The 24,037-nt window shown below is 63.5% G+C and carries 23 protein-coding genes; 17 read left to right on the forward strand and 6 right to left on the reverse strand.

Features of this window, described 5'->3' with window-relative positions; genetic code table 11:
* Positions 1 to 77: 77 nt before the first annotated feature.
* From gstA to FB481_RS11290, 3 genes are all read left to right on the forward strand, one after another.
* Positions 78 to 695 (forward strand): glutathione transferase GstA, encoded by a 618-nt coding sequence (gene gstA, locus FB481_RS11280; protein WP_093501555.1) that lies wholly within the window; start codon positions 78 to 80, stop codon positions 693 to 695.
* An 89-nt stretch (positions 696 to 784) separates the two neighbouring features.
* Entirely contained in the window at positions 785 to 1,426 is a 642-nt protein-coding gene (locus FB481_RS11285; protein ID WP_147176406.1) for a DUF2625 domain-containing protein, read from the forward strand.
* Positions 1,427 to 1,484: 58 nt separating this feature from the next.
* Complete coding sequence (locus FB481_RS11290; RefSeq protein WP_147176407.1) at positions 1,485 to 2,495, forward strand: hypothetical protein; 1,011 nt, start codon at positions 1,485 to 1,487, stop codon at positions 2,493 to 2,495.
* A gap of 100 nt (positions 2,496 to 2,595) precedes the next feature.
* Here the strand turns inward: FB481_RS11290 and FB481_RS11295 are convergent, their stop codons facing one another.
* Positions 2,596 to 3,921 (reverse strand): alginate export family protein, encoded by a 1,326-nt coding sequence (locus FB481_RS11295; RefSeq protein ID WP_147176408.1) that lies wholly within the window; start codon positions 3,919 to 3,921, stop codon positions 2,596 to 2,598.
* A gap of 343 nt (positions 3,922 to 4,264) precedes the next feature.
* Between FB481_RS11295 and pcaH the strand changes: the two genes are divergently transcribed.
* Genes pcaH through FB481_RS11315 form a run of 4 tightly spaced genes read left to right on the forward strand, consistent with a single transcriptional unit; the run spans position 4,265 to position 7,663 of the window.
* The gene (gene pcaH / locus FB481_RS11300) at positions 4,265 to 4,978 is read left to right on the forward strand and encodes a protocatechuate 3,4-dioxygenase subunit beta (RefSeq protein WP_093501547.1); all 714 of its coding nucleotides are present in this window, start codon (positions 4,265 to 4,267) and stop codon (positions 4,976 to 4,978) included.
* A gap of 10 nt (positions 4,979 to 4,988) precedes the next feature.
* Positions 4,989 to 5,597, forward strand: a complete 609-nt coding sequence (pcaG, locus tag FB481_RS11305; protein ID WP_147176409.1) for a protocatechuate 3,4-dioxygenase subunit alpha — start codon at positions 4,989 to 4,991, stop codon at positions 5,595 to 5,597.
* Positions 5,587 to 6,717, forward strand: coding sequence for a cell division protein ZapE (zapE, locus tag FB481_RS11310; protein WP_147176410.1), 1,131 nt, complete (start codon positions 5,587 to 5,589; stop codon positions 6,715 to 6,717). The genes pcaG and zapE overlap by 11 nt, the downstream gene beginning before the upstream one ends.
* 4 nt (positions 6,718 to 6,721) lie before the next feature.
* Complete coding sequence (locus tag FB481_RS11315) at positions 6,722 to 7,663, forward strand: AEC family transporter (RefSeq protein ID WP_147176411.1); 942 nt, start codon at positions 6,722 to 6,724, stop codon at positions 7,661 to 7,663.
* A gap of 327 nt (positions 7,664 to 7,990) precedes the next feature.
* On the opposite strand, the gene FB481_RS11320 is transcribed toward FB481_RS11315, so the two are convergent.
* The 3 genes from FB481_RS11320 to FB481_RS11330 are packed head-to-tail and all read right to left on the reverse strand — an operon-like array spanning position 7,991 to position 11,069.
* Complete coding sequence (locus tag FB481_RS11320) at positions 7,991 to 8,611, reverse strand: NAD(P)H-dependent oxidoreductase (protein ID WP_147176412.1); 621 nt, start codon at positions 8,609 to 8,611, stop codon at positions 7,991 to 7,993.
* Positions 8,604 to 9,998, reverse strand: a complete 1,395-nt coding sequence (locus FB481_RS11325; protein WP_147176413.1) for a class II fumarate hydratase — start codon at positions 9,996 to 9,998, stop codon at positions 8,604 to 8,606. Before FB481_RS11325 ends, FB481_RS11320 begins: the two co-directional genes overlap by 8 nt.
* Before the next feature lie 60 nt (positions 9,999 to 10,058).
* Positions 10,059 to 11,069, reverse strand: coding sequence for a DUF2804 domain-containing protein (locus tag FB481_RS11330; protein ID WP_147176414.1), 1,011 nt, complete (start codon positions 11,067 to 11,069; stop codon positions 10,059 to 10,061).
* A 248-nt stretch (positions 11,070 to 11,317) separates the two neighbouring features.
* Here FB481_RS11330 and FB481_RS11335 point away from each other — a divergent pair, with 248 nt between their 5' ends.
* Together FB481_RS11335 and FB481_RS11340 are read left to right on the forward strand one after the other, a co-directional pair.
* Complete coding sequence (locus FB481_RS11335; protein ID WP_093501535.1) at positions 11,318 to 11,818, forward strand: DUF2059 domain-containing protein; 501 nt, start codon at positions 11,318 to 11,320, stop codon at positions 11,816 to 11,818.
* Between the two features lie 54 nt (positions 11,819 to 11,872).
* The gene (locus tag FB481_RS11340) at positions 11,873 to 12,178 is read left to right on the forward strand and encodes a BolA family transcriptional regulator (RefSeq protein WP_147176415.1); all 306 of its coding nucleotides are present in this window, start codon (positions 11,873 to 11,875) and stop codon (positions 12,176 to 12,178) included.
* A gap of 100 nt (positions 12,179 to 12,278) precedes the next feature.
* Here the strand turns inward: FB481_RS11340 and FB481_RS11345 are convergent, their stop codons facing one another.
* The gene (locus FB481_RS11345; protein ID WP_147176416.1) at positions 12,279 to 13,292 is read right to left on the reverse strand and encodes an NAD(P)-dependent alcohol dehydrogenase; all 1,014 of its coding nucleotides are present in this window, start codon (positions 13,290 to 13,292) and stop codon (positions 12,279 to 12,281) included.
* Between the two features lie 244 nt (positions 13,293 to 13,536).
* On the opposite strand from FB481_RS11345, the gene FB481_RS11350 reads away from it, so the two are divergent.
* Genes FB481_RS11350 through FB481_RS11360 form a run of 3 tightly spaced genes read left to right on the forward strand, consistent with a single transcriptional unit; the run spans position 13,537 to position 16,885 of the window.
* A complete protein-coding gene (locus tag FB481_RS11350) occupies positions 13,537 to 14,478 on the forward strand; it encodes a rhodanese-related sulfurtransferase (RefSeq protein ID WP_013791863.1) in 942 nt (313 codons plus the stop codon).
* 3 nt (positions 14,479 to 14,481) lie between these two features.
* A complete protein-coding gene (locus FB481_RS11355; RefSeq protein WP_093501527.1) occupies positions 14,482 to 15,114 on the forward strand; it encodes a DsbA family protein in 633 nt (210 codons plus the stop codon).
* Entirely contained in the window at positions 15,107 to 16,885 is a 1,779-nt protein-coding gene (locus tag FB481_RS11360; protein WP_147176417.1) for an ABC transporter ATP-binding protein, read from the forward strand. Before FB481_RS11355 ends, FB481_RS11360 begins: the two co-directional genes overlap by 8 nt.
* 116 nt (positions 16,886 to 17,001) lie before the next feature.
* Here FB481_RS11360 and FB481_RS11365 read toward each other — a convergent pair whose 3' ends face one another.
* Complete coding sequence (locus FB481_RS11365; RefSeq protein WP_147176418.1) at positions 17,002 to 17,607, reverse strand: hypothetical protein; 606 nt, start codon at positions 17,605 to 17,607, stop codon at positions 17,002 to 17,004.
* Positions 17,608 to 17,902: 295 nt separating this feature from the next.
* On the opposite strand from FB481_RS11365, the gene hppD reads away from it, so the two are divergent.
* The 5 genes from hppD (at position 17,903) to FB481_RS11390 (ending at position 23,489) form a co-directional block, all read left to right on the forward strand.
* The gene (hppD, locus tag FB481_RS11370; RefSeq protein ID WP_147176419.1) at positions 17,903 to 18,985 is read left to right on the forward strand and encodes a 4-hydroxyphenylpyruvate dioxygenase; all 1,083 of its coding nucleotides are present in this window, start codon (positions 17,903 to 17,905) and stop codon (positions 18,983 to 18,985) included.
* Positions 18,986 to 18,989: 4 nt separating this feature from the next.
* Entirely contained in the window at positions 18,990 to 20,129 is a 1,140-nt protein-coding gene (locus FB481_RS11375; protein ID WP_147176420.1) for a homogentisate 1,2-dioxygenase, read from the forward strand.
* Positions 20,129 to 21,115 (forward strand): fumarylacetoacetate hydrolase family protein, encoded by a 987-nt coding sequence (locus tag FB481_RS11380; RefSeq protein ID WP_147176421.1) that lies wholly within the window; start codon positions 20,129 to 20,131, stop codon positions 21,113 to 21,115. The genes FB481_RS11375 and FB481_RS11380 overlap by 1 nt, the downstream gene beginning before the upstream one ends.
* Before the next feature lie 251 nt (positions 21,116 to 21,366).
* Positions 21,367 to 22,017, forward strand: a complete 651-nt coding sequence (gene maiA / locus FB481_RS11385) for a maleylacetoacetate isomerase (RefSeq protein ID WP_147176422.1) — start codon at positions 21,367 to 21,369, stop codon at positions 22,015 to 22,017.
* Positions 22,018 to 22,100: 83 nt separating this feature from the next.
* On the forward strand, positions 22,101 to 23,489 hold the full coding sequence (locus FB481_RS11390; protein WP_147176423.1) for an amino acid permease: 1,389 nt from the start codon (positions 22,101 to 22,103) through the stop codon (positions 23,487 to 23,489).
* Positions 23,490 to 24,037 lie beyond the last annotated feature (548 nt).

Here is a 24,037-nt window from a genome sequence, read left to right on the forward strand (position 1 = left end):
CTCACCAAAAAGTGCGCTCTTACGCGCTGGGGCGAATTAAAGAATACTGGCCTTCCTTCTCTACCAGGACGCTCTCCATGAAGCTCTACTTCGCTCCCCATGCCTGCTCGCTGGCGCCCCATATCGTGCTGCGCGAGCTGGGGCTGCCGTTCTCGCTGATCAGGGTCAACAACCAGACCAAGCGCACCGCCGATGGGCGCGACTTCTATCAGATCAACCCGAAGGGCTACGTCGCGGCGCTGGAATTGGCGGACGGCACGGTGCTGACCGAGGGCGCGGCGATTCTACAGTACCTCGCCGACCTGCGCCCCGAGGCCGGGCTGGCCCCCGCGAACGGCACGCTGCAACGCACCCAACTGCAGGCTCAGTTGAGTTTCATCGGCAGCGAACTGCATGCGGGGATGAGCCCCTTGTTCAATGACGCCATCGCCGAAGACGCGAAAGTGCTGCTGCGCCAGCGCCTGACTCGTCGCCTTGGGTACATGGAGCAGGTGCTGGCCGAGAGCGGCTACGTCTATGGCGATCATTTCACCATTGCCGACGCCTATCTGTTCACGGTACTGGGTTGGACCGAGCACCTGCGCATCGATCTGACGTCTTTCCCGACCACCGAACGCTTCCGTCGCAGCATCGCGCAGAGACCCTGCGTGGTTACGGCAATGAGGGCGGAAGCCGAGTCTGAGCAAGTGGTTTGAACCACGGGTGGCGCAGGTGCTACGAACTCCCCGTCGGCAGTGCAGTCCATGAAGCAGCCATCCTGCGCACGACATCCTAGCGAGACGATATGAAGACGCTGCAAACCCTGATCGACATCCAGGATCCCGGTCTCCCGGAATTACAGGCGATGCTGAGCGAGGCCGAGCGGCCTTGCGAGCTGTTGCCGCCTTCGCTACTGAACGACGATGTGCTCCTGCATCTGCAGGTCACCACGCGTTCGTTGCTGGGCACGGTGGCCTACGAAACCGGCGGCATCGTGATCGATCACGGCTGGCTGCGCATTCTCGGCTCCGGGCACGCGCGGCTGTCGCGCAACCTCAAGGACTGGAATGCCGATGCCAGTCGCGGCTATCTGCTGATAGCCGACGATGCCGCCGGCGGTTTCTTCGCCCTCAATGGCGGCGGGCTGGGCAGTGATGTCGGCGCGCTCTATTACTGGTCCCCTGACAGCCTGACCTGGGAGGCGCTGGAAATCGGCTACGGCGACTTTCTCGGCTGGGCGCTGAGCGAGCAATCCCAGCTGTTCTATGAGGGCTTGCGCTGGGCGTCCTGGCAAACCGACGTACGCACCATGAATGCCGACCAGTGCGTGTCGTTCTTCCCGTTTCTCTGGACCCGCGAAGGCTCGCCGGATGGCAGCTCGCGCAAGGTGGTGAGCGTCGAAGAGCAGTTCGCCCTCAAATGCGAACTCGCTGATAGTGCGACCTGAGAATCTGCGCCGCTATGCATATCGATAACGCAATGACCGCCCGTTGTAGGAGCGTGCCTTGTCTGGCGTAACCGGCCTACCTTCACCCATCGCGCTGCCGATGCGCTGGTCGACCCGCATCCCCGGTTTACAGGCCCAGCGCCTGTGGGCCGATCCAGTGGGCGGGCAACTATTGGTTGCCGATGGCTGGGGCGTTGCCTTTGGCGCACTGCGCCTGCGCAGCCTCGATCTGCAGGACGGGCACGAACGGGCCAGTGTGCGCCTGGGCAATGCCGCTCGCGCATTGACCCGGGAGGCCGAGGGCAACTGGCTGGCCGCTACCGATCAGAAGCTGTTTCGTCTGGCTGCGGATAGCCTGCAGCCGTTGGCCAAGTGGACCTCGCGTATTCCCAAATACAGTGACCAGCTGCTCTGCCAGGATGGCTTCATGCTGGCCATGAACGCGGCGGCCAGCTCCGTTTCTGCCATCGATCTGGCGAGCGGTGCGGTCAAACGTCGTGCGTTGCCGGCAGCAGGGCGCTTGCATGGCATTGCCGGCGACGCGCTGCTGGCCTGTGTCGACGGCAGTGTCTGGCAGCTCACCAAGGGCCTGGTAAAAACGCCCAAATGCCTGGCCAGCCTGCCCGCGCACTGCGTCACGGCCGCCGACGAGTCGGGGCGCTTGTGGCTGTCGCTGGGCGCCGGTCGCCAAGCCGACGGCAATGGGGTGAGCTGGGCGGCGCCGACAACCCTGCTGGCCGTGTCGGTGTCACCCTATGAGGTTTGCGTCGAACAGGATCTGGGCCTGCCATTCTGGCAGCTTGAGGTTTCGCGCGATGGTCGCGTGCTGTGGGTGATCGGCGTATCGAGCTTCGAGCACGAAGGCGAAACGCGCTATCGGCAGAATCAGGTGGCCTGCTTCGATACGGCCGATTACCGCTGCATCGCCAGGGGCCGCGTTCCCGAAGGCTTCGAGGTAAAGCAGATATGCCCTGAGCTGGGACTGGTGTGGGCGATGCAGGCAGCCGATGACCAGACAGAGCTGAGTGCACTATTAGGGTGTTTCGAACTTGGTGTCGCTGCTGGTTGATGCACTGGGCGAGCTATTGCCCAGGATCGCTACACGTTCCCAAAACGAAAAGGGGCAGCCATTCAGGGTGGCTGCCCCCTTATAACGCCTGGCATTCGGATCAGAAGGAGAGGGCGAACATCAGCTGGGTGTAGACGTTACGGTCATTACTACCCAACTGGGTGCCGCCGTTATCCGCGCTTTTCTTCGGCTGGTAGAGGCCGACCAAGGGAATGACCGCCAGATTTTCCGTAAGGCCCCACTGGGCATACACATCGAACTCACGGCCGGAGAGGTTGCCGAGGTCGTTCTTGATGGTGTCGTAGTTGAACCACAGTGCGCCTACGGTCAGGTTCTCCAGCGGCGTGACGCTGGCGCCTACGTGGTGAATGCGGGTATTGCTGTTGAAGGGGCCTGCGTAGTTGCCGGCCACCTCGCCCTGGAACCAAGTGCCGAAGCCGCGGTTGAGGCCGTAGAACAGGGTGTCGTAGCCTTCCGAGAATCGGCTGTAGCGATAGTTGACCTTCGGTGACCAGGCGACATCGGAGAAGGTCCAGCCGGCTTCCAGATACCAGGCGTCTTCGTTATCCACCTTGCGTTTGTCCTGCCAGGCGTATTCGCCGGACAGGAACAAATCCTTCACGCCGGCATTGCCCTGGGCACGCAGGCTGTAGGTCTTCATGCCGTCGCGGTTCAGTTGCGTAGCGTTGGCGGATTTATCGTCCACGTCTTTGACGTCGATATAGGTCAGGCCTACGGTGCCGGCTTCGGCAACATGCTCCAGCGTGCCGACGTACATTTCCGAGCGCGCCTGGGCGCGGTTGTCGGATTTGATCCACATCAGGTCACTGCGCCAGCCTTCCTTACCGCCCAGGCGCAGCACGGCGGTCTGGTCGAAGTTCTTGCGGGCGGCAAGATAGTAGCCGCCGCCGCGATTGAATTCGCCGTCGGACACGCCCTTGCCGAGGTTCAGGGCGTCGCCATTGATCAGGAAGCCATCGCCGACCACGATGTTCTGGCGGCCGAAGGACAGATCCACGCCGTCCTCACCCAGCACCGGAAACAGGTCAGCCGAGCGCCAGCCCATATAGGCATCTTCGATCTTGGTGGTGCGCTCCGAGCCATCGGTGAAGCTGGCTGCATCGCCGTCGCCCCAGGTGCCCGAAGAGAGGAAACCGAACGCGCCATAAGCCGTGCCGGCGCCGCCAAGCCCCTGGTCGGCGCTGACGCCATACTTGAGGTAGCCCTCGCGCCACGACGCCGAACCGGCGCGTGTAGCGCCCGTGGTGGCATAGCGCTCCTGGCTGTGGAAGATGCCGAACACGGCTTCGAGGTTGGCATTCACATGGGTGTCATCGTCGCCGTAGAGCTCGTACGCGCCTGCCTGGGAGGCCGCGGCGATCAAGAGGGCGAGGGCGGAGCGTTGCAGCACGAAGGACTTGGGCATGGTTGGCTTCCCTGGGTTTTTCTTATGGGGCGAAGGGTGAGTCGATACTAGGTGTTTGCCCAAGACAGCCCTTGAGCGTCCTTGCCATTCATTTGTCTTTCCTTGCCAACACTAGATCAGCTTTCTCCAAACGCTCCCGCTGAACTCGAACCTGGAGAGCCGGCTGCATGACGTACGGGTGCTTCAAAATAATTTATTGGATAACCATCAGGTTATGTATGTGCCGTTCTTTTTCATTAGTCGGCTCGTTCTTCCTGGCTGATCATGGCCCGCAGAGCCTGCATTGGCGCCTCGGCGCCCATATGACCGGCGACTCCACAAATTCAATAAACAGGAGCGTCCCATGTCCGAGGACAGCCGTTTCATCATCCGTGATCGCAATTGGCACCCCAAAGCCTTCACCCCCGATTACAAAACCTCCATCGCCCGTTCGCCACGCCAAGCGCTGGTGAGCATTCCGCAATCGGTTTCGGAAACCACCGGGCCGGATTTCACCCATCTGAAGATGGGCAAGCACGACAACGACCTGCTGCTCAATTTCAATAATGGTGGTCTGCCCATCGGTGAGCGCATTCTGGTGTGTGGTCGGGTAATGGATCAGTACGGCAAGCCGATTCCCCATACCTTCGTGGAGATGTGGCAGGCCAATGCCGGCGGCCGCTACCGTCACAAGAACGATCGCTACCTGGCGCCGCTGGATCCGAACTTCGGCGGCGTCGGCCGCGCGCTGACCGACAGCGAGGGCAATTACAGCTTCCGTACCGTCAAGCCGGGCCCATACCCGTGGCGCAACGGCCCGAATGACTGGCGCCCGGCGCACATTCACTTCTCCATCAGTGGTCCGTCGATTTCCACCAAACTGATCACCCAGCTGTATTTCGAAGGGGATCCGCTGATCCCGCTGTGCCCGATCGTCAAGTCCATCGCCAACCCGGACGCGGTACAGACGCTGATCGCCAAGCTCGACATGAGTATGGCCAACCCCATGGACTGCCTGGCCTACCGTTTCGACATCGTGCTGCGCGGCCAGCGCAAGACCCACTTCGAGAACTGCTGAGGAGCCCGCCATGCCTGTCGAACTCTTGCCCGAAACCGCTTCGCAAACCGCCGGCCCCTACGTACATATCGGCCTGGCCCTGGCCGCTGCCGGCAACCCGACCCGTGACCAGGAAATCTGGAACCAGATGGCCAAACCCGGTGCGCCGGGCGAGCACATCACCCTGATCGGCCACGTTTATGACGGCAATGGCCACCTGGTGCGCGACGCCTTTCTGGAGCTCTGGCAAGCCGATCACCAGGGCCGTTACGACGTCGAGTACGACCTGGACAAACCCTTCAACGGCTTTGGTCGTACCGCCACCACCTTCGATGCCGGCAGCGAGTGGACGGTGCAGACCGTCAAGCCCGGTGTGGTCAACAACGCCGCCGGTGTAACGATGGCGCCGCACGTGAACATCGCGCTGTTCGCTCGCGGTATCAACATCCACCTGCACACGCGCCTGTATTTCGAGGACGAAGCCGAGGCCAACGCCAAGGACCCGGTGCTCAACCTGATCGAACAACCGTCGCGCCGTGAAACCCTGATCGCCAAGCGCTGCGAGGTTGACGGCAAGCCGGCCTACCGATTTGATATCCGCATTCAGGGGGACGGCGAAACGGTGTTTTTTGATTTCTGATAGCGACCTGGATGTGCCCGCCGAGCAGATCGACGCGCGCATCCACCAAGGTTTCACCGCGGCCCTCGAGGCCCGTGGTTTCCACGCCGATACCGAGCAGCAGCGCGCGATCGATACCCTGGGGCAGTGGCTGCAAGGCTGGTGCACCGGGCGGCGTGGCTGGTTGCGCAAGCCGGCTGCCGGCGTCTACCTGTGGGGTGGCGTGGGGCGCGGCAAGAGTTTCGTGATGGACGCCTTCTTCGCGGCGGCGCCATTGCGTGCCAAACGCCGCGTGCATTTCCATGCCTTTCTGCAGGAGTTGCAGCAGCGCATGCAGGCCTTTGCCGGTCAGCCTGACCCGCTGGTGCTTGCGATCCGCGCGCTGGCCCAGGACATCCGCCTGCTGTGCTTCGATGAATTTCACGTGCATGACATCGGCGATGCCATGCTGCTGCGCCGTTTGCTCGACGTGCTGGTCGAGGAGGGCGTCGGCCTGGTCATGACTTCCAACTATCCGCCGGCCGGGCTGTGCCCCAATCCGCTGTACCGCGAGCGCTTCACGCCGGCCATCGAGATGCTCGAGAAGCGGTTCACGGTGATGAGCCTGGATGCCGGCACCGATTACCGCGAGCTGCCGGGCAACGCTCAGCAGTGGGGCGAGTACCTCTGGCCGCAATCGGCGGGCGGCCAGGCCTATCTGGAAAACTGGTTGGCGCTGGATGAGCAGGCCCAGCGCGATCAGCTGCTGACCGTCAATCATCATCCCTTGTCGGTGCGCGCCCTGGCGCCCGGTCGTGCCTGGCTGGAGTTCGCCGAGCTTTGCGGCAACGCCCACTCCACGGCGGACTTTCTCTGGCTGTTGCAGCGCTATCCGCGCCTGGCCCTGACCGGCGTGCCGACCCTGGATTCCCAGCCCACCGATGCCTGCCAGCGGTTCATCAACTTGGTTGATATCGCGTACGATGCCGGCGCCACGCTGCTGTTGTGCAGCGAATTCAGTCTCGAGCGCCTGTGCCGCGGCTCCGCCCATCAGGATTTCGTGCGAACCCGCAGCCGTCTTGGTCAATTGAGCAAACGAGAACTCGCGACGACCGAAGACACCGGCCTAGAGGCCCGCGCCACCTGCGACAAGGAATCCTGAACCCGTGCTGCAAATCCTCCAGATCACCGCACCGATCTTCCTGCTGATCGGCCTCGGCTACCTCGCGGCCATGGGCGGCCTGCTCAATCGTGAGCAGGTGCGCGGCATCGGCGCCTTCGTGATCACCTTCGCCATGCCGGCGCTGCTGATCAAGACCCTGGGCACCTCGCCGATCCAGCAAACCATGGTGCCCGGCTACCTGATTGCCTATGCGTTCGGCTCCCTGGTGGCCTTTACCCTGGCGTTCGGCGTGTCGCGTTGGGTGCGTGGCGACAACCTGTCGGGCTCGGCCATCAACGCCATGGGCATGTCGGTTTCCAACAGCGGTTTCGTCGGCTACCCGCTGGTGGCGGCCGCCATCGGCTCGCCGGCGGTGCTGGGCATGGCGATGGGCATGCTGGTCGAGAACCTGCTGATGATTCCCCTGGCGCTGGTGCTGGCCGAGGCGGGCAAGCAGCAGGGCGGCGGCGGCCTCAAGGTGTTGAGCATGACCTTCGGGCGGCTGCTGAAGAACCCGGTGATCATCGGCATCATCATCGGCCTGTGCGTCTCGCTGCTGGGCATCGAGATTCCGCCGCTGCTGTTCAAACCCATCGACATGCTGGCCGGGGTATCGGCGCCGCTGGCGCTGTTCGTGATCGGTGCCGGGTTGTTCGGCATGAAGGCCCGCGGCGTGTGGGTGGATGCCGCGTGGATTTCCGGCGGCAAGCTGATCCTTCACCCACTGGTGGTGCTGTGCGCGTTCATGCTGGTGCCGGACGTCGACCCGGTGATGAAGGCGGTGGGCGTGCTGTTCGCCTGCTCACCGATGATGAGCATCTTCCCGATCCTCGGCCAGCGCTTCGGCCTGGAGGACCGCTGCAGCGCGACCCTGCTGGTGGCGACGGTGATGTCGTTCGTCACCATCAGTGTGGCGCTGGTGTTTATCGGCGCGGGATCTTCGTAAGAGCGATTTATTTCCTAGATGGGGCGGGTCGTATAGGTGAAACCTTTCGAGGCCGCCTGATCGCTTCAGGAGCCCGTTCACGATCCTTCGGCTCGGCTTCGGCGTGTTGACTGCAATGTGGCGGGAGCGGCCGTTATCCGATCCATTGTGGGAGCCGCGACCTCGCGGCGAATCGCTCAGGCACCGCCGAAATAGGCAGTCAGGCTGCAATCGTTTCGCCCCGAGGTCGGGGCTCCCACAGGTTGGTTTGAGTGTCTGCTCCTGCCTTATAGCAGCCTCTTCAGCGTTTCAACGTCGCCTAGAAAGATCGCAAGCAGAGTCCAACTATCAAACCCGACTACCCAGCAACTCCGCTCGCCGTATCCAGTTCTGCCGCTGATTCTCCGAGGACGGACGCACTGGCGAGAACGTCTCCAGCCGCCGCGTCTTGATGCCGCAGAAGCCGAGTATGGTGCGCTTCATCTGTCGATGGGCCGGCGCGCCGTAGATCCAGTGAAAGTACCAGCGCGGCGTGTCGAGAGTGACCAGCAGATCGGCGGTGCGCCCACTGAGCAGCTTGTCCCATCGCTGCGAATTGCCGCGGTACTTGAAGGCGAAGCCGGGCAGCAGCACGCGGTCGAAGAAGCCTTTGAGCTGGGCGGGCAGGCCGCCCCACCAGACTGGATAAACGAACACCAAGTGTTGGGCCCAGTGGATCTGGCGCTGTGCTTCGAGCAGGTCCGGCTCCAGGGCCTGGCTTTGGCTGTAGCCCTCGTGCAGCACCGGGTCGAAGCTCAGCTCGCCCAGGCGGATCTGCCGCACCACATGGCCTTCGGTGCGCGCGCCCTGGGCGTAGGCCTCGGCCAGGGAGTGGCAGAGGCTGTCGCTTTTCGGCGAGCCGATGATCATCAGGATCCGCTTGCCATCACCCTCCAGTGGAGTGGCGCCACTCTTGGCGCCGTCAGTCATGTTTGCCGGCCTCCAGCATGGTTTCCGGGCGCACCCAGGCGTCGAACTGCTCCTCGGTAAGGTGCCCCAGCGCCAGGGCCGCCTCGCGCAGGGTGGTGCCTTCGCTGTAGGCCTTCTTGGCGATTTCCGCGGCCTTGTCGTAGCCGATGTGCGGGTTCAGTGCGGTGACCAGCATCAGGCCGCGCTCCAGGTGCTCGGCCATGCGCGGGGCGTCGGGCTCCATGCCGAGCACGCAATGCTCGCGGAAGTTTCGGCAGCCATCGGCCAGCAGGCGAATCGACTGCAGCACGTTATGGATGATCACCGGCTTGTAGACGTTGAGCTGCAGGTGCCCCTGGCTGGCCGCGAAGCCGATAGTCACGTCGTTGCCCATCACCTGGCAGGCCAGCATCGACAGCGCCTCGCACTGGGTCGGGTTGACCTTGCCGGGCATGATCGAGCTGCCCGGCTCGTTGGCCGGTAGGCGCACCTCGGCAAGGCCACCGCGCGGGCCGGAGCCGAGCAGGCGCAGGTCGTTGGCGATCTTCATCAGTGCCACGGCCAGGGTTTTCAGGGCACCGGACAGCGCCGTCAGCGGCTCGTGGCCGGCCAAAGCGGCGAACTTGTTCGGCGCGCTCTTCAGCGGCAGGCCACTCAGGGCTGCCAACTCCGCGGCAATCGCTTCGCCGAAACCAGGTGGCGAGTTCAGGCCGGTGCCCACCGCGGTGCCACCTTGGGCCAGTTCACAGACCGCCGGCAGGGTGGCGCGAATCGCCTGCTGGGCCATCTCCAGTTGCGCGACGAACGCCGATAGCTCCTGGCCAAAGGTGATCGGCGTGGCGTCCATCATGTGAGTACGACCGGTCTTCACCAGGCGGTTGTGGCGTGCGGCCTGATCGGCCAGGGCTTCGGCGAGTTCGCCGATGGCGGGCAGTAGGTCATTCTTGACCGCCCCTGCTGCCGCGATGTGCATGGCGGTAGGGAAGCAGTCGTTGGAGCTTTGCGCCCGGTTGACGTGATCGTTGGGGTGCACCGGGCTCTTGCCGCCACGCGGGTTGCCGGCCAGTTCGTTGGCACGCCCGGCGATCACCTCGTTGACGTTCATGTTGCTCTGGGTGCCGCTGCCGGTTTGCCAGACTACCAGCGGGAACTGATTGTCGTGCTGGCCGGCGATCACCTCGTCAGCGGCCTGCTCGATCAGTCGGGCGATATCGTGTGGCAGGTCGCCGATGCGGTCATTGATACGTGCGGAGGCTTTCTTGATCAGCGCCAGGGAATGCACCACCGCCAGTGGCATGCGCTCATCGCCGATGGCGAAATTGATCCGTGAACGCTGGGTCTGGGCGCCCCAGTAGGCCTCCTCGGGTACTTCGATGGGGCCGATGCTGTCGGTTTCGGTACGGCTCATGGCGGGACTCCTCGTCGCTGGTCAAGCTCGTTAGGCTGCACCGATGACCACACGTTCCAACTACCAGCGCGTGCGTGTGTCACCCATCCAGCCCTGGGCCGCGCGCACCGGTACGCGTTCGCCGAGGGCGTTGCGTAACAGGCCATCGTACTGGCCGAACCACTCGTAGGTGTCGGCATACAGCAGGCCGAAGCCGAGGCGCGGTTTGGCGACATGGGCCTGGCGCGGGGTGAAGGTGAGGTCGACCTGGCCATCCTCGGTGGCCAGTTGCCAGGGCGCCAGCGGGTCGTTGCGCGTCTTCTGGATCTGCATCGGTTGTTCGAGGTGCAGCAGGGCGCCGCCGAACCACAGGGCGTTTTCCGTCAGGCCGCTGTGTTCTGCCCAGCCGCTGCCGAAGTTGCCGCCGATGCCGCCGGGCGCCGCGAACACCGCCCGGGTCCACTGGCTGTAGAACGGCCATACGCCACGGCCGAAATCCATGGAGGCGAAGCTGTGGCCGCTGGCGCATTCATAGGCCTTGTCGCCCAGGTGCACGCTACCTGTAACCGGCAGGCCTACCTGACGGCAGGTGGCATGAAAGCCCTTGTCGCCGAAGGGTACCACCAGATTTACCGACTCCAGGTGAAGGGGGCGCTGGATGTCCAGAGCAAGGTGCAGAGGCTGCCCGCCGATGTTCGGTGAGGTGGCGGTCAGCCGAACGCGGCCGGGAAATTCGTTGAAGTGCAACTGCACGCGCGAGTGATCGAAGGCATGGCTGCCCAGCGGCGTATCCGGCAGGTTGCAGCCGCGAGCCAGCAGGCTCAGTTGGTTGAGCGTCACGTGCTGGCCGCTGTTCAGGTCGAGAAAATACACGGCGCCGTAGCCGACGTAGTCGAGGTCAGCCTGGATCAGCGACAGTGTCCAGTCAGGCGTGCAGATATTCCAATGATTCCAACGTTTGCGGCGGCCCAGGTTGCCAGGCAGGGAGCAATCGACCCGAGGCTGCGCCGACCAGCCGACTGCATCAGGATTGAGCCGCCCATGGGCATCGCACAGGGGGATCGGCGGTGGTGCAATGAAGGGGCTGTTCATCGGACACGTCCATGTGTGCAGGCAAAGAGTCGCGGAGCATGCAGCTGTCTATGGCTGCGGGCAAGTGCTGGCAGTGTGAGCCTCGACGTAAAGATGCGCCAGTAGACATTTGGTGCTACTCGACTGCCATTGGTGGTAGCCACATCGCAGCGTGCGACATTCAAAAAGGCTTGAGAGCCAAGGCGCCGGGGCACAAAATGCACCGCTGTCGGTCAAAGCACTTCACCCTTGTGTTCAGGAGTACCCCGATGTCCCGTATCCCCGCGTTCTGCATTGCCGCTCTGATGGCCGTCGGTAGCACCCAGGTACTGGCCGATGCCCGCAGCCATGCCGCCGATGCCGAGCGCTTCCTGCAGCTCGCCAACGCCGACAAGCTGGCGGTGCCGGTCTACGCCCAAGTACAGCAGATGTTCGCCCAGCGTTTCGCCGAGGCCAAGGCGCCGGAGAGCAAGAAGGCCGTGCTGGAAAGCTACCAGGCCAAAGCCAACGCTGAGCTGGACAAAGCAGTCGGCTGGGACAAGCTCAAGCCCGACATGGTCAAGCTGTACACCAGCAACTTCAGTGAGCAGGAGCTCAAGGACCTGATCGCCTTCTACCAGTCGCCGCTCGGCCAGAAGGTGCTCAAGCAGATGCCGGCGCTCACCGCCCAGTCCGCACAGATCACCCAAGCCAAGCTGGAAAGCGCCGTGCCGGCGGTCAACAAGCTGCTCAGTGACATGGGCAACGAACTGGGCGCCAAGAAGCCCTGATACCCGAGATGGCCGGCGTTATGCCGGTCATCGCCTTACCCCCCGGAGCTCGCAATGCCCAAGATCGACCTGCTGCGTACTGCCTTCGCCGCCCTGCAACCCGAGCACCTCGAGGTGCTGGACGAAAGCCATATGCACAGCCGTGGCCTGGAAACCCATTACAAGGCGGTAATCGTCAGTCCGCAGTTCGATGGCCTGAATGCCGTCAAACGCCATCAGAAGGTCTATGGTGTGCTGGGCGAGCTGATGAGCCAGGTGCATGCGCTGGCCCTGCACACCTACACGCCGCAAGAGTGGGCGCAGCAGGGGGTGGCCCCGGATTCGCCAACCTGCCGCGGTGGCAGCAAGCACGACCATTGATTTCTGCGTGCCCCGCCTTCTGCGCAGGGGCACTCATCTGTAAACGTCCCTAGTCAGGCAAGTCCCGGGTATCGCTTCGCTCAACCCGGGCTACGTGCATTTACCACTCGACCACGATCTTGCCGAAATGGCTGCCGCTTTCCTGCAGGCGGAAGGCGTCGGCCAGGTTTTCCAGCGCGAAGCTCTGGTCGAGGATCGGGCGTACACCGGACTGCTCCAGCGCGCGGATGTAGTCCTGCTGGTGACGACGGCTGCCGACGATCAACCCCTGCAGGCGTACCTGCTTGGCCATCAGTACTGCAGTCGGCACGTCGCCCTGGCGCCCGGTCAGCACGCCGATCAGGGCGATATGGCCGCCTACCCGTACTGCGGTGATCGATTGCGCCAGGGTGCCCGGGCCGCCCACCTCGACCACCTGATCCACGCCGCGGCCATCGGTCAGCTCCATTACCCGTTTGCCCCAGTCCGGCGTCTGCCGGTAGTTGATGGTGTGATCGGCGCCCAGTTGGCGCAGGCGCTCAAGCTTCTCGTCGGACGAGGAGGTGGCGATCACCGTGGCGCCCATCATCCTGGCGATCTGCAGGGCTGCGATGGACACGCCGCCGCTGCCCAGCACCAGCACGCTGTCGCCGGCTTTGAGCCCTCCATCGACCACCAGCGCCCGCCAAGCGGTCAGCCCAGCGGTGGTGATGGTCGCTGCCTCGGCATGGCTCCAGCCTTTTGGTGCATGAGTAAAGGCGCTGGCAGCACGCACCGCATGCTGGACAGCGAAGCCGTCGATGCCATCGCCGGGGGTACCAGCAAAATTGCTGACCGGCGCGCCCACGTCACCGTCGGGCCACTGCGGGAAGAACCCGGACACCACGTGATCGCCGACCTTGAATTCGCTCACGCCTTCACCCACGGCCTCGACCACGCCGGCGCCGTCGGACATCAGCACCCGACCATCGGCCGTCGGGATGCTGCCATTGGCCACCAGCAGGTCGTGGAAATTCAGCGAGCTGGCGTGCAGGGCGACGCGAATCTCGCCGGGTCCGGGCTGGCCGGGGTCGTCGATATCGGTCACTTCGATGTTGTTCAGGCCTGCGGGTGCTCGCACGACGACGGCTTTCATGTCGGTTTCTCCTCTGGCTGCCAATAGAGTTGATCATTGACGGCGCGCAAGGCCGCCACTCTTTCTCGACCCTGCTAATCACCGGGCGTTCCGGCGGCGTGCACTACACCTGGGCGGCTAACACCAGTAAACTGCGCGGCCCACATTCACCTGTCCGTGCTCTGGCATTACCAGCGGCATGCGGCGGTATTGTTTTTGTCCACAGTCCGCCCTTTGCGAGGGCGACTACTGAAGGAAATCTGCAATGACCGACAATTCCATCGTCGTCGCGGCGCTCTACAAGTTCGTGTCCCTGCCGGACTACGAAGCGCTGCGCCAACCCTTGCTCGACACCCTGGTTGCCAATGGCATCAAGGGCACGCTGCTGCTCGCCGAAGAGGGCATCAACGGCACGGTTTCCGGTAGCCGCGAAGGCATCGACGCGTTGTTCGCCTGGTTCGCCCTCGACCCGCGCCTGGCCGACGTCGACCACAAGGAATCCTACTGCGCCGAGCAGCCGTTCTACCGCACCAAGGTCAAGCTCAAGAAGGAGATCGTCACCCTGGGCGTACCGGGCGTCGATCCCAACCAGCGCGTGGGCACCTACGTGGAGCCGAAGGACTGGAACGCGCTGATCAGCGACCCCGAGGTGCTGCTGATCGACACGCGTAACGACTACGAAGTGTCGATCGGCACCTTCGAGGGCGCCATCGATCCCAAGACCAAGTCCTTCCGTGAATTTCCGGACTACATCCGCGAGCACTTCGACCCCAGCAAACACAAGAAGGTGGCGATGTTCTGCACCGGCGGCATCCGCTGCGAGAAGGCCTCCAGCTACATGCTCACCGAGGGCTTCGAAGAGGTTTATCACCTCAAGGGCGGCATTCTCAAATACCTGGAGGAAGTGCCGCAGGAGGAGACCAAGTGGCAGGGCGACTGCTTCGTGTTCGACAACCGGGTGACCGTGCGCCACGACCTCAGCGAAGGCGATTACGACCAGTGCCACGCTTGCCGCACGCCGGTTTCGGTCGAGGATCGCGCATCGGAATTCTTCAGCCCCGGCGTCAGCTGCCCGCATTGCTGGGACTCGCTGCCGGAGAAGACCCGCGAGGGCGCCCGCGAGCGTCAACGCCAGATCGAACTGGCGAAAGCGCGTAATCAGCCCCATCCTCTGGGTAACAATCCCCGCCAGAAAAACGAGGCCTGAGCCATGGATGCGCGCCTGCTCTACGTGATGGACCCAATGTGTTCCTGGTGTTGGGGCTTCGCGCCGGTGGTCGAGGCGCTGGCCGCCCAGGCCGCGGAGCAGGGCGTGCCCATGCAACTGGTGCTCGGCGGCTTGCGCCGCGATCAAGTGGCTATCGACGCGGCGGCGCGGGTGCGCTACCTGGGCTACTGGCAGGCAGTCAACGCCAGCACCGGCCAACTATTCAACTTCGACGCCGGGATACCCCTGGGCATGCGTTACGACACCGAGGCGGCGTGCCGCGCGGTGGTCACCGTGCGTGATCTCGACCCGCAAAGCGCCTGGCCGATGGCGCAACGCATCCAGCAGGCGTTCTATCAGCAGGGCGCCGACGTGACCCTGGCCGCGACCCTGGTGCAACTGGCCGAGGAGGTCGGCATCCCGCGGATCGAATTCGCCGAGGCCTTCGACAGCGAGGTCCAGCACCGCGCCACCGCCGCCGACTTCACCTGGGTGCAGGATCTCGGCATTGCCGGCTTCCCGACCTTGCTGGCCGAGAAGGGCGGGCGTCTGGCGCTGCTCACCAACGGCTATCAGCCGCTCGACGCCCTATCGCCACTGCTCGCGCGCTGGCTGGAGCATGCCGTCGATGGTTGATCGCCTGAGTTGGGCGGAAATCCGTCGCCTGGCCCTGCGCCACAAGCGTGCGCTGATCCTTGCCAACCTGGTCGCTGTCCTGGCGACACTGTGCAGTGTGCCGATTCCTTTGCTGCTGCCATTGCTGGTCGACGAAGTGCTGCTGGGCGACGGTAACAGGGCACTGCGCATCATGGATCTGTTGCTGCCGGCGGCCTGGCAGGGGGCGGTCGGCTACATCCTGCTGATGCTGGGGCTGACCTTCCTGCTGCGTGGCGGCGCGCTGATCTTCAACGTGGTGCAGGCGCGGCTGTTCGCCCGGCTCGCCAAGGACATCGTCTATCGCATCCGCATCCGCCTGATCGAGCGGCTCAAGCGCATTTCCCTGGCTGAGTACGAAAGCCTGGGCGGCGGTACCGTGACCACCCACCTGGTCACCGATCTCGACACCCTGGACAAATTCATCGGCGAAACCCTCAGCCGTTTTCTGGTCGGCGTGCTGACCCTGGCCGGCACTTCGGCGATTCTGGTGTGGATGCACTGGAAGCTGGCGCTGTTGATCCTGCTGTTCAACCCGTTGGTGATCTATGCCACGGTGCAGCTGGGCAAGCGCGTCAAACACCTGAAGAAGCTGGAGAACGACAGCACCTCGCGCTTCACCCAGGCGCTGACCGAAACCCTCGATTCGATCCAGGAAGTGCGCGCTGGCAATCGCCAGGGCTACTTCCTCGGTCGCCTCGGTGGACGCGCCAGGGAAGTGCGCGATTACGCCGTGGCCTCGCAATGGAAGACCGACGCCTCGAACCGCGCCAGCGGTCTGTTGTTCCAGTTCGGCATCGACATCTTCCGCGCCGCGGCGATGCTTACCGTGCTGTTCTCGGACCTGTCCATCGGCCAGATGCTCGCGGTATTCAGCTACCTGTGGTTCATGATCGGCCCGGTCGAGCAGCTGCTCAATCTGCAGTACGCCTTCTACGCCGCTGGTGGCGCGCTGACTCGCATCAACGAGCTGCTCGGCCGCCGCGATGAGCCGGACTATGTGGGCGGCGCCGACCCGTTCGCCGGCCGCGAGACCGTCGGCATCGAGATTCGCGACCTGAGCTTTGCCTATGGCGAGGAGCCGGTGCTGAGCGGGCTCAACCTGTCCATCGCGCCAGGCGAGAAGGTCGCCATCGTCGGTGCCAGTGGCGGTGGCAAAAGCACCCTGGTGCAGCTGCTGCTGGGCCTCTATACGCCCCAGGCTGGGGTGATTCGCTTTGGCGGCAAGAGTCAGGAAGAAATTGGTCTGTCGACCATTCGCGAGCATGTAGCGGTGGTGCTGCAGCACCCGGCGCTCTTCAACGACACGGTGCGTGCCAACCTGCGCATGGGCCGCGAGCGTAGCGACGAGGCCTGCTGGCAGGCGCTGACCATCGCCCAGCTGGCGCAGACAGTGCACCAGCTGCCGCAAGGGCTGGATACCGTGGTCGGACGCTCCGGTGTGCGGCTATCCGGCGGCCAGCGCCAGCGCCTGGCCATAGCCCGTATGGTACTGGCCGACCCGCGGGTGGTGATTCTCGACGAGGCCACTTCGGCCCTCGACGCCGCCACCGAATACGCCCTGCACCAAGCGCTGGCGCAGTTCCTCAATGGCCGCACCACGCTGATCATCGCCCACCGCCTGAGCGCGGTGAAGCAGGCTGATCGGGTGCTGGTGTTCGATGGCGGCAGCGTCGCCGAAGATGGCGACCACCGCCAACTGATCGCCGAGGGCGGACTGTACGCCAAGCTCTACGGCAATCTGCAGCACTGATCAGCCGCGCCCCCTAAAGATTCGCTGCGGGGCGCGGCTCCTACAAAGAAACCTGGCATCACAACCAATCGCGTAGGAGCGCCGCCCCCGGCGCGAATCGGTGGACTACCAAAAAACTACTCCTGCGGCAGCTTGCTGCCCCATTGCTGGATCGCCTTGACGCGCTGCTGGCTGGCGTTGACCGCCTTGTCGATCTCCTGGTTGTAGTCGTCCAGCCAGCTGCGCGAGCCGGGCACCATGTCCGCCAGGTCGCGCATGCCGCTCTTCAGCGCCGCCAGGCTTTGCTGGTAGCTCTGCTCCTGGCCGAGCAAGGTACGGCCCATCAGCTTCAGCGCCGCGATGTCCTGGGATGGCGCCGCCGCCGCCGGGGCCGCTGCAGCGGGCGCTGGAGGCGGAGGCGTGGCGGCCAGTTTCAGCAGGGCGTCTTGGCGCTTCTGGTCTTCCTTGAGCATATTCAACTCCGTCTCCAGTTGCTCGGCACGATGCTGCAGGGCGGCGAAGGCTTCCGGGTCGAAGGGCGGCGGCTCGTCGGCCAGCATCTTCACCACCGCCGAGGTCGCCAGGCTGGAGAGAATGATGAACAGCAGCATGGCCAGGGCGAAGATCAGGATGCGGTTGAGGCGGTTGGCCTTTTCCAGCTTGGCCAGGCGCTCCTCGTCGCTGGGAGGCGCCAGATCGAGGGCGGCGGGGCTTTCAGCTTCTTTAGGCGTTTCACTGCTCATGGCGGCCTCGTTGTTATGGCGCTGATGGATGCTGTCATTCTGGCAGCGTTTTAGACGATCTGCCTGCGCATCGCCAGCATCCTGTCGGCAGGTTAATCGACCGCCCTGTAAAGAAAGGTTTACGTGATTAGCCGTTCAACACGTCTGGACGCCACAATTGCCGGCTGTTTACTTGGGCATGTAGCGAAGCCTTTCCAGCGGTAGGCGTAGCACCCGGCTTGGGATCGCTGCGTGGCCTTGTTCGCCTGCGGCGCCTCGATTGTCATGAAGCCATAACGACAACGAGGGTAACCCCATGAACGCCGTGTCCAGAATCGAGCAGCACAACCCCATCGGCACCGACGGTTTCGAATTCGTCGAATTCACCGCGCCGACGGCTGAAGGTATCGAGCAGTTGCGCCAGCTGTTTACCGCCATGGGCTTCACCGAAACCGCCAAGCATCGCAGCAAGCAGGTGTGGCTGTTCCAGCAGCACGACGTGAACTTCGTGCTCAACGGCAGCCCGACCGGCCACGTGCATGCCTTCGCGCAAAAGCACGGACCAAGCGCCTGTGCCATGGCGTTCCGGGTCAAGAATGCTGCCCAGGCCGCGGCCTACGTGAAAGAGCAGGGCGCTACGCTGGTCGGCAGTCATGCCAACTTCGGCGAGTTGAACATTCCCTGCGTCGAAGGCATCGGCGGCTCCTTGTTGTATCTGGTGGATCGCTACGGCGAGCACAGCATCTATGACGTCGACTTCGAGTTCATCGAAGGCCGCTCGGCCAATGACAACGCCGTCGGTTTGCAATGCATCGACCACCTGACTCACAACGTCAAACGCGGGCAGATGGACGTCTGGTCCGGCTTTTACGAGCGCATCGCCGGCTTCCGTGAGATTCGCTACTTCGATATCGAAGGCAAGCTCACCGGCCTGCTGTCCCGGGCGATGACCGCGCCGTGCGGCAAGATCCGCATCCCGATCAACGAATCGGCGGACGACAAGTCGCAGATCGAGGAATTCATCCGCGAGTACCACGGCGAGGGCATCCAGCACATCGCCCTCGCCACTGACGACATCTACGCCACGGTGCGCCAGTTGCAGGCCAACGGCGTGTCGTTCATGAGCACCCCGGCCACCTATTACGAAAAAGTCGACCAGCGCGTAGCCGGCCACGGCGAGCCGCTTGACGTGCTGCGCGAGCTGAACCTGCTGATCGATGGCGCGCCGCAAGACGACGGCATCCTGCTGCAGATCTTTACCAACACGGTGATCGGCCCGATCTTCTTCGAGATAATCCAGCGCAAGGGCAACCAGGGCTTTGGCGAGGGCAATTTCAAGGCGCTGTTCGAGTCCATCGAAGAAGACCAGCTGCGTCGCGGTGTGATCAGCGAGGAGTGAGGCCATGAGCCGTAAATGGATCAGCTTTCCCCTGCGTGAAGGCGAGCACTCGCGCCAGGCTCATTGCGATTTTCCCGCCGACACCTACGAGCGGGAAATGGGCCGCGAGGGCTTCTTCGGCCCGGTGACGCACCTGCACCACAAGCATCCGCCCACCGGCTGGATCGACTGGCAGGGGCCACTGCGTCCCCACGCCTTCAACTTCAACAGGATTCCCAGCGAGCAGGATTGTCCGTTCGAGGCGCCGCTGACCCTGCACAACGCCGACATTCGCCTGCGCGTATGGAAGACCGCCAGCGCCATGCGCCACTTGGTGCGCAACAGCGATGGCGACGAGCTGCTGTTCGTACACGATGGCGCCGGCCACTTCCATTGCGATTTCGGCCATCTGGAATACCGTGATGGCGACTACCTGGTGATTCCCCGCGGCACTGCATGGCGTATCGAGCCGACTGCGCCTAGTCATTTCCTGCTGGTCGAGAACACCGACGGTGCCTATCAGCTACCGGAAAAAGGCCTGCTCGGCGGCCAGGCGATCTTCGACCCGGCGGTGCTCGATCACCCGCATATCGACGACGCCTTCAAGGCCCAGCAGGACGAAAGCACCTGGCAGATTCGCATCAAGCGGCGTAACCAGATCAGCACCGTGACCTATCCTTACAACCCGCTCGATGCGGTGGGCTGGCACGGCGATAACACCGTGGTGCGGGTCAACTGGCGCGACATCCGCCCGCTGATGAGCCATCGCTACCACTTGCCGCCCTCGGTACACACTACCTTCGTGGCCAAGGGCTTCGTGGTCTGCACCTTTACGCCGCGGCCGGTGGAATCCGACCCCGGCGCGCTCAAGGTGCCGTTCTTCCACAACAACGACGATTACGACGAGGTGCTGTTCTACCACCGCGGTAACTTCTTCAGCCGCGACAACATTGAGGCCGGCATGGTCACCCTGCACCCGTGCGGCTTCCCCCACGGCCCACATCCCAAGGCGTTGAAAAAGGCGCAGACCGACCCGGCCACCTTCGCCGAGGAAGTGGCGGTGATGATCGACACCCGCCATGGCCTGGAAGTGACCGACGCCGCTGCCGCGGTGGATGTCGCCGAATACGTGAATTCCTGGCGCGCGCCAGGCAAGGAGTCCTGATGAAACTGGCATCGCTGAACCAGGGCCGCGACGGCGCTCTGGTGGTGGTTTCCCGCGACTTGAGTCGCGCCGTGCGCGTGGCGCAGATCGCCCCGACGCTGCAGGCCGCGCTGGACGACTGGGCGAGCAAACGCCCGCAGCTCGAAGCGGTGTACCAGCGCCTCAACGACGGGCTGGAGGCGCAAGCCTTCGATTTTGATCAGCGCGCCTGCCACAGCCCGCTGCCGCGTGCTTATCACTGGGCCGATGGCAGTGCCTATGTCAATCACGTCGAGCTGGTGCGCAAGGCGCGGGGCGCCGAGATGCCGGAGTCCTTCTGGCACGACCCGCTGATGTATCAGGGCGGCTCGGACACCTTCATCGCACCCCACGCGCCGATCCGTATGGGCGACGAAGCCTGGGGCATCGACCAGGAGGCCGAGCTAGCGGTGATAACCGATGATGTGCCCATGGGCGCTACGCCAGCCCAGGCGGCCGGGCATATCCAGCTGCTGATGCTGGTCAACGACGTGTCCTTGCGCAATCTGATTCCCGGCGAGCTGGGCAAGGGTTTCGGCTTCTACCAGAGCAAGCCGTCGTCGAGCTTCTCGCCGGTGGCGGTCACCCCGGATGAGCTGGGCGACAGCTGGCGCGATGGCCGCGTGCATCGGCCGCTGGTATCGCACATCAACGGCGCGCTGTTCGGCCAGCCGGATGCCGGCACCGACATGACCTTCGACTTCCCGACCCTGATCGCCCACGCCGCACGTACACGGCCTCTGGGCAGCGGCACCATCATCGGCTCTGGCACCGTCTCCAACTACGACCGCAGCGCCGGCTCCAGCTGCCTGGCCGAAAAACGCATGCTCGAAGTGATCGAACACGGCGAGGCGAAGACGCCATTTCTCAAGTTCGGCGACCGGGTGCGCATCGAGATGTTCGATGCCGCCGGGGCGAGCATCTTCGGTGCCATCGACCAGCAGGTGGAACGCTACGACGCCCATTGATCCGTGGGAGCGGTTTTAGCTGCGAGGTTTCAGCGCCTTTGATATTGATCGCGGCTGAAGCCGCTCCCACAGTCGTGTTTCGAAGGAAGCCCCATCGTGACTTGGACTCTGCGAAAAGGGTGCGCATTGATCAGGTGAAATGCTAAGGCAGCCGCTGCTGCTTAGGAGCGGCTTCAGCCGCGAGCTCTGGGCGCCTTCGAGCCTGATCGCTGCCCAAGCCGCTCCCACGAAGTCATGTTTAGGAATCCGCAATGTTGAAGCTCTACGGCTACTGGCGCTCCAGCGCCGCCTATCGGGTGCGCATCGCGCTCAACCTTAAGGGCCTGGCTTACCAGCAGGTACCGGTGCATCTGGTTCGCGATGGCGGTGAGCAGCATGGCCAGGCGTATCAAGCCTTGAATCCCCAGGGCCTGGTGCCGCTGCTGGTGGAAGAGGAGAACGGCGATGTGCGCATCGCCCAGTCCCTGGCGATCATCGAATACCTAGAGGAAATCTTCCCGGTGCCGGCGATCCTGCCGGCCGATCCCGTCGCCCGTGCTCAGGTGCGCGCCCTGGCGCTGCATCTCGCCTGTGACGTGCATCCACTCAACAATCTGCGGGTGCTGCAGTACCTGAGCCGTGAGCTGTGCGTGGACGACGCTGCGAAGACCGCCTGGTACCGCCATTGGGTGGCCGAAGGCCTGGCAGCGGTGGAGCAGGGGCTGGCGATCTACGGCGATGGATTCTTCTTCGGCACGCGGCCCGGCTATCTGGAAGCCTGTTTGATTCCACAGGTGTACAATGCGCGCCGTTTCGACTGTGACCTCGATGCGTATCCACGCATCCTCGCGCTCACCGCCCGTTGTGAGGCCCTTGATGCATTCCGGCATGCCGCGCCGGAGGCTCAGCCCGACGCGCAGTAGGCCGCCAGTAATCCAAGCCATTCCGCCAGGCCACGAGCCGGGCGGGTTCGATCCCGTCACGGTCGATCACCCACAGGTGACAGATGCCAAGCGAAATGCTCCAGACCGGCCCGCTCAAGCGCGGCCTGAAGAACCGCCACATTCAGTTGATCGCCCTGGGCGGTGCCATCGGTACCGGCCTGTTTCTGGGTTCTGCCGGCGTCATGGCTTCGGCCGGCCCATCGATGATTCTCGGCTACGCGATCGGCGGTTTCATCGCCTTTCTGATCATGCGCCAGCTTGGCGAGATGATCGTCGAGGAGCCGGTTGCCGGCTCGTTCAGTCACTTCGCTCACGCCTATTGGGGCCCGTTCGCTGGTTTCCTGTCCGGCTGGAACTACTGGGTGCTCTACGTGCTGGTGGGCATGGCCGAGCTCACGGCGGTGGGCAAGTACGTGCAGTACTGGTGGCCGGAGATCCCCACCTGGGCGACCGCAGCGGCGTTCTTCGTGCTGATCAACGCCATCAACCTGACCAACGTGCGGGTGTTCGGCGAGGCCGAGTTCTGGTTCTCGATCATCAAGGTGGCGGCGATCGTGGGCATGATCCTGCTCGGCTGCTACCTGCTGTTCAGCGGCGCGGGTGGTGAGCAGGCGTCGATCAGCAACCTGTGGAGCCACGGCGGCTTCTTTCCCAACGGGATTTCCGGGCTGGTGATGATGATGGCCATCATCATGTTCTCCTTTGGTGGCCTGGAGCTGGTGGGCATCACCGCCGCCGAAGCCGACCAGCCGAAGACGGTGATTCCCAAGGCCATTAACCAGGTGGTCTACCGCATCCTGATCTTCTACATCGGCGCGCTGACCGTGCTGCTCTCGCTGCACCCCTGGGATGACCTGGTCGCGACCCTGACCGCCGGCGGCGACTCCTATGGCAGCAGCCCCTTCGTGCAGATCTTTTCGCTGATCGGCAGCGACACCGCTGCGCACCTGCTCAACTTCGTGGTGCTCACCGCGGCGCTGTCGGTCTACAACAGCGGCGTGTACTGCAACAGCCGCATGCTCTACGGCCTGGCCGAGCAGGGCAACGCACCCAAACGCCTGCTCAAGGTCGACAAGCGTGGCGTGCCAGTGCTGGCCATCGCTGTATCGGCGTTGTTCACGCTGATCTGCGTGGTGGTCAACTACCTGGTGCCCAAGAGCGCGCTGGAGCTGCTGATGTCGCTGGTGGTCGCTGCCCTGGTGATCAACTGGGCGATGATCAGCCTGGCCCACATCAAGTTCCGCAAGACCATGCAGGCCAAGGGCGTCGAACCGTCCTTCAAGGCCTTCTGGTTCCCGTTCGCCAACTACCTGTGTCTGGCCTTCGTGGTGTTCATCCTCGGCGTGATGCTGTTCATCCCGGGCATTCGTATGTCGGTATTCGCCATTCCGTTCTGGCTGCTGTTTATCTGGGGCTGCTTCCAGATCCGCCAGCGCCATCTGGTCAATTAACGGTCAGTATCTCTCCCGCCCGCAGTGCAATGCTGCGGGCGGCATTTGTGCCAGATTCCTGACCGCGTCGACAGTTCTGTAACTGTTTGTCTCAGGTGCGGACGGCGACTCCACGTACGCCGGTATAGTGGCGACTTGATGGCGCCAGTGATTTGCTTTTTCCCTCAGGATTTTCCGCTTGCGGCCGATTAGGGTCCTGAAGCCAGGGTCGCGCGCTCACAAGGCGCCTGCGTACCGCACTCATACAAAAACAAATGGAGCCGCTTGGATGTTGCATTCTGCCACTCGACTGTTCGTCGACCTCTCCGTAGGCAAGAAACTTCTGGTCGGTTTTGGCCTGGTATTGCTGTTGACCGTCGCCGTGACCGCTTCCGGTTTCGTGGCCGTAAAGGCTGTGATGCAGGGACATGCCCAGTCGGTGTCGCTGTCGAGCATCGACGCCCAGATCCTCGGCGCCCGGCGCCTGGAGCGCGACTACGCGATCAGCCACAGTGAGGCCGACGCCCAACGCATGCGTGAGCAGCTCGCCAAGGTCCGTGCCGGTCTTG

Source organism: Pseudomonas sp. AG1028 (assembly GCF_007993955.1).
GTDB classification, from domain to species: Bacteria; Pseudomonadota; Gammaproteobacteria; order Pseudomonadales; family Pseudomonadaceae; genus Aquipseudomonas; species Aquipseudomonas straminea.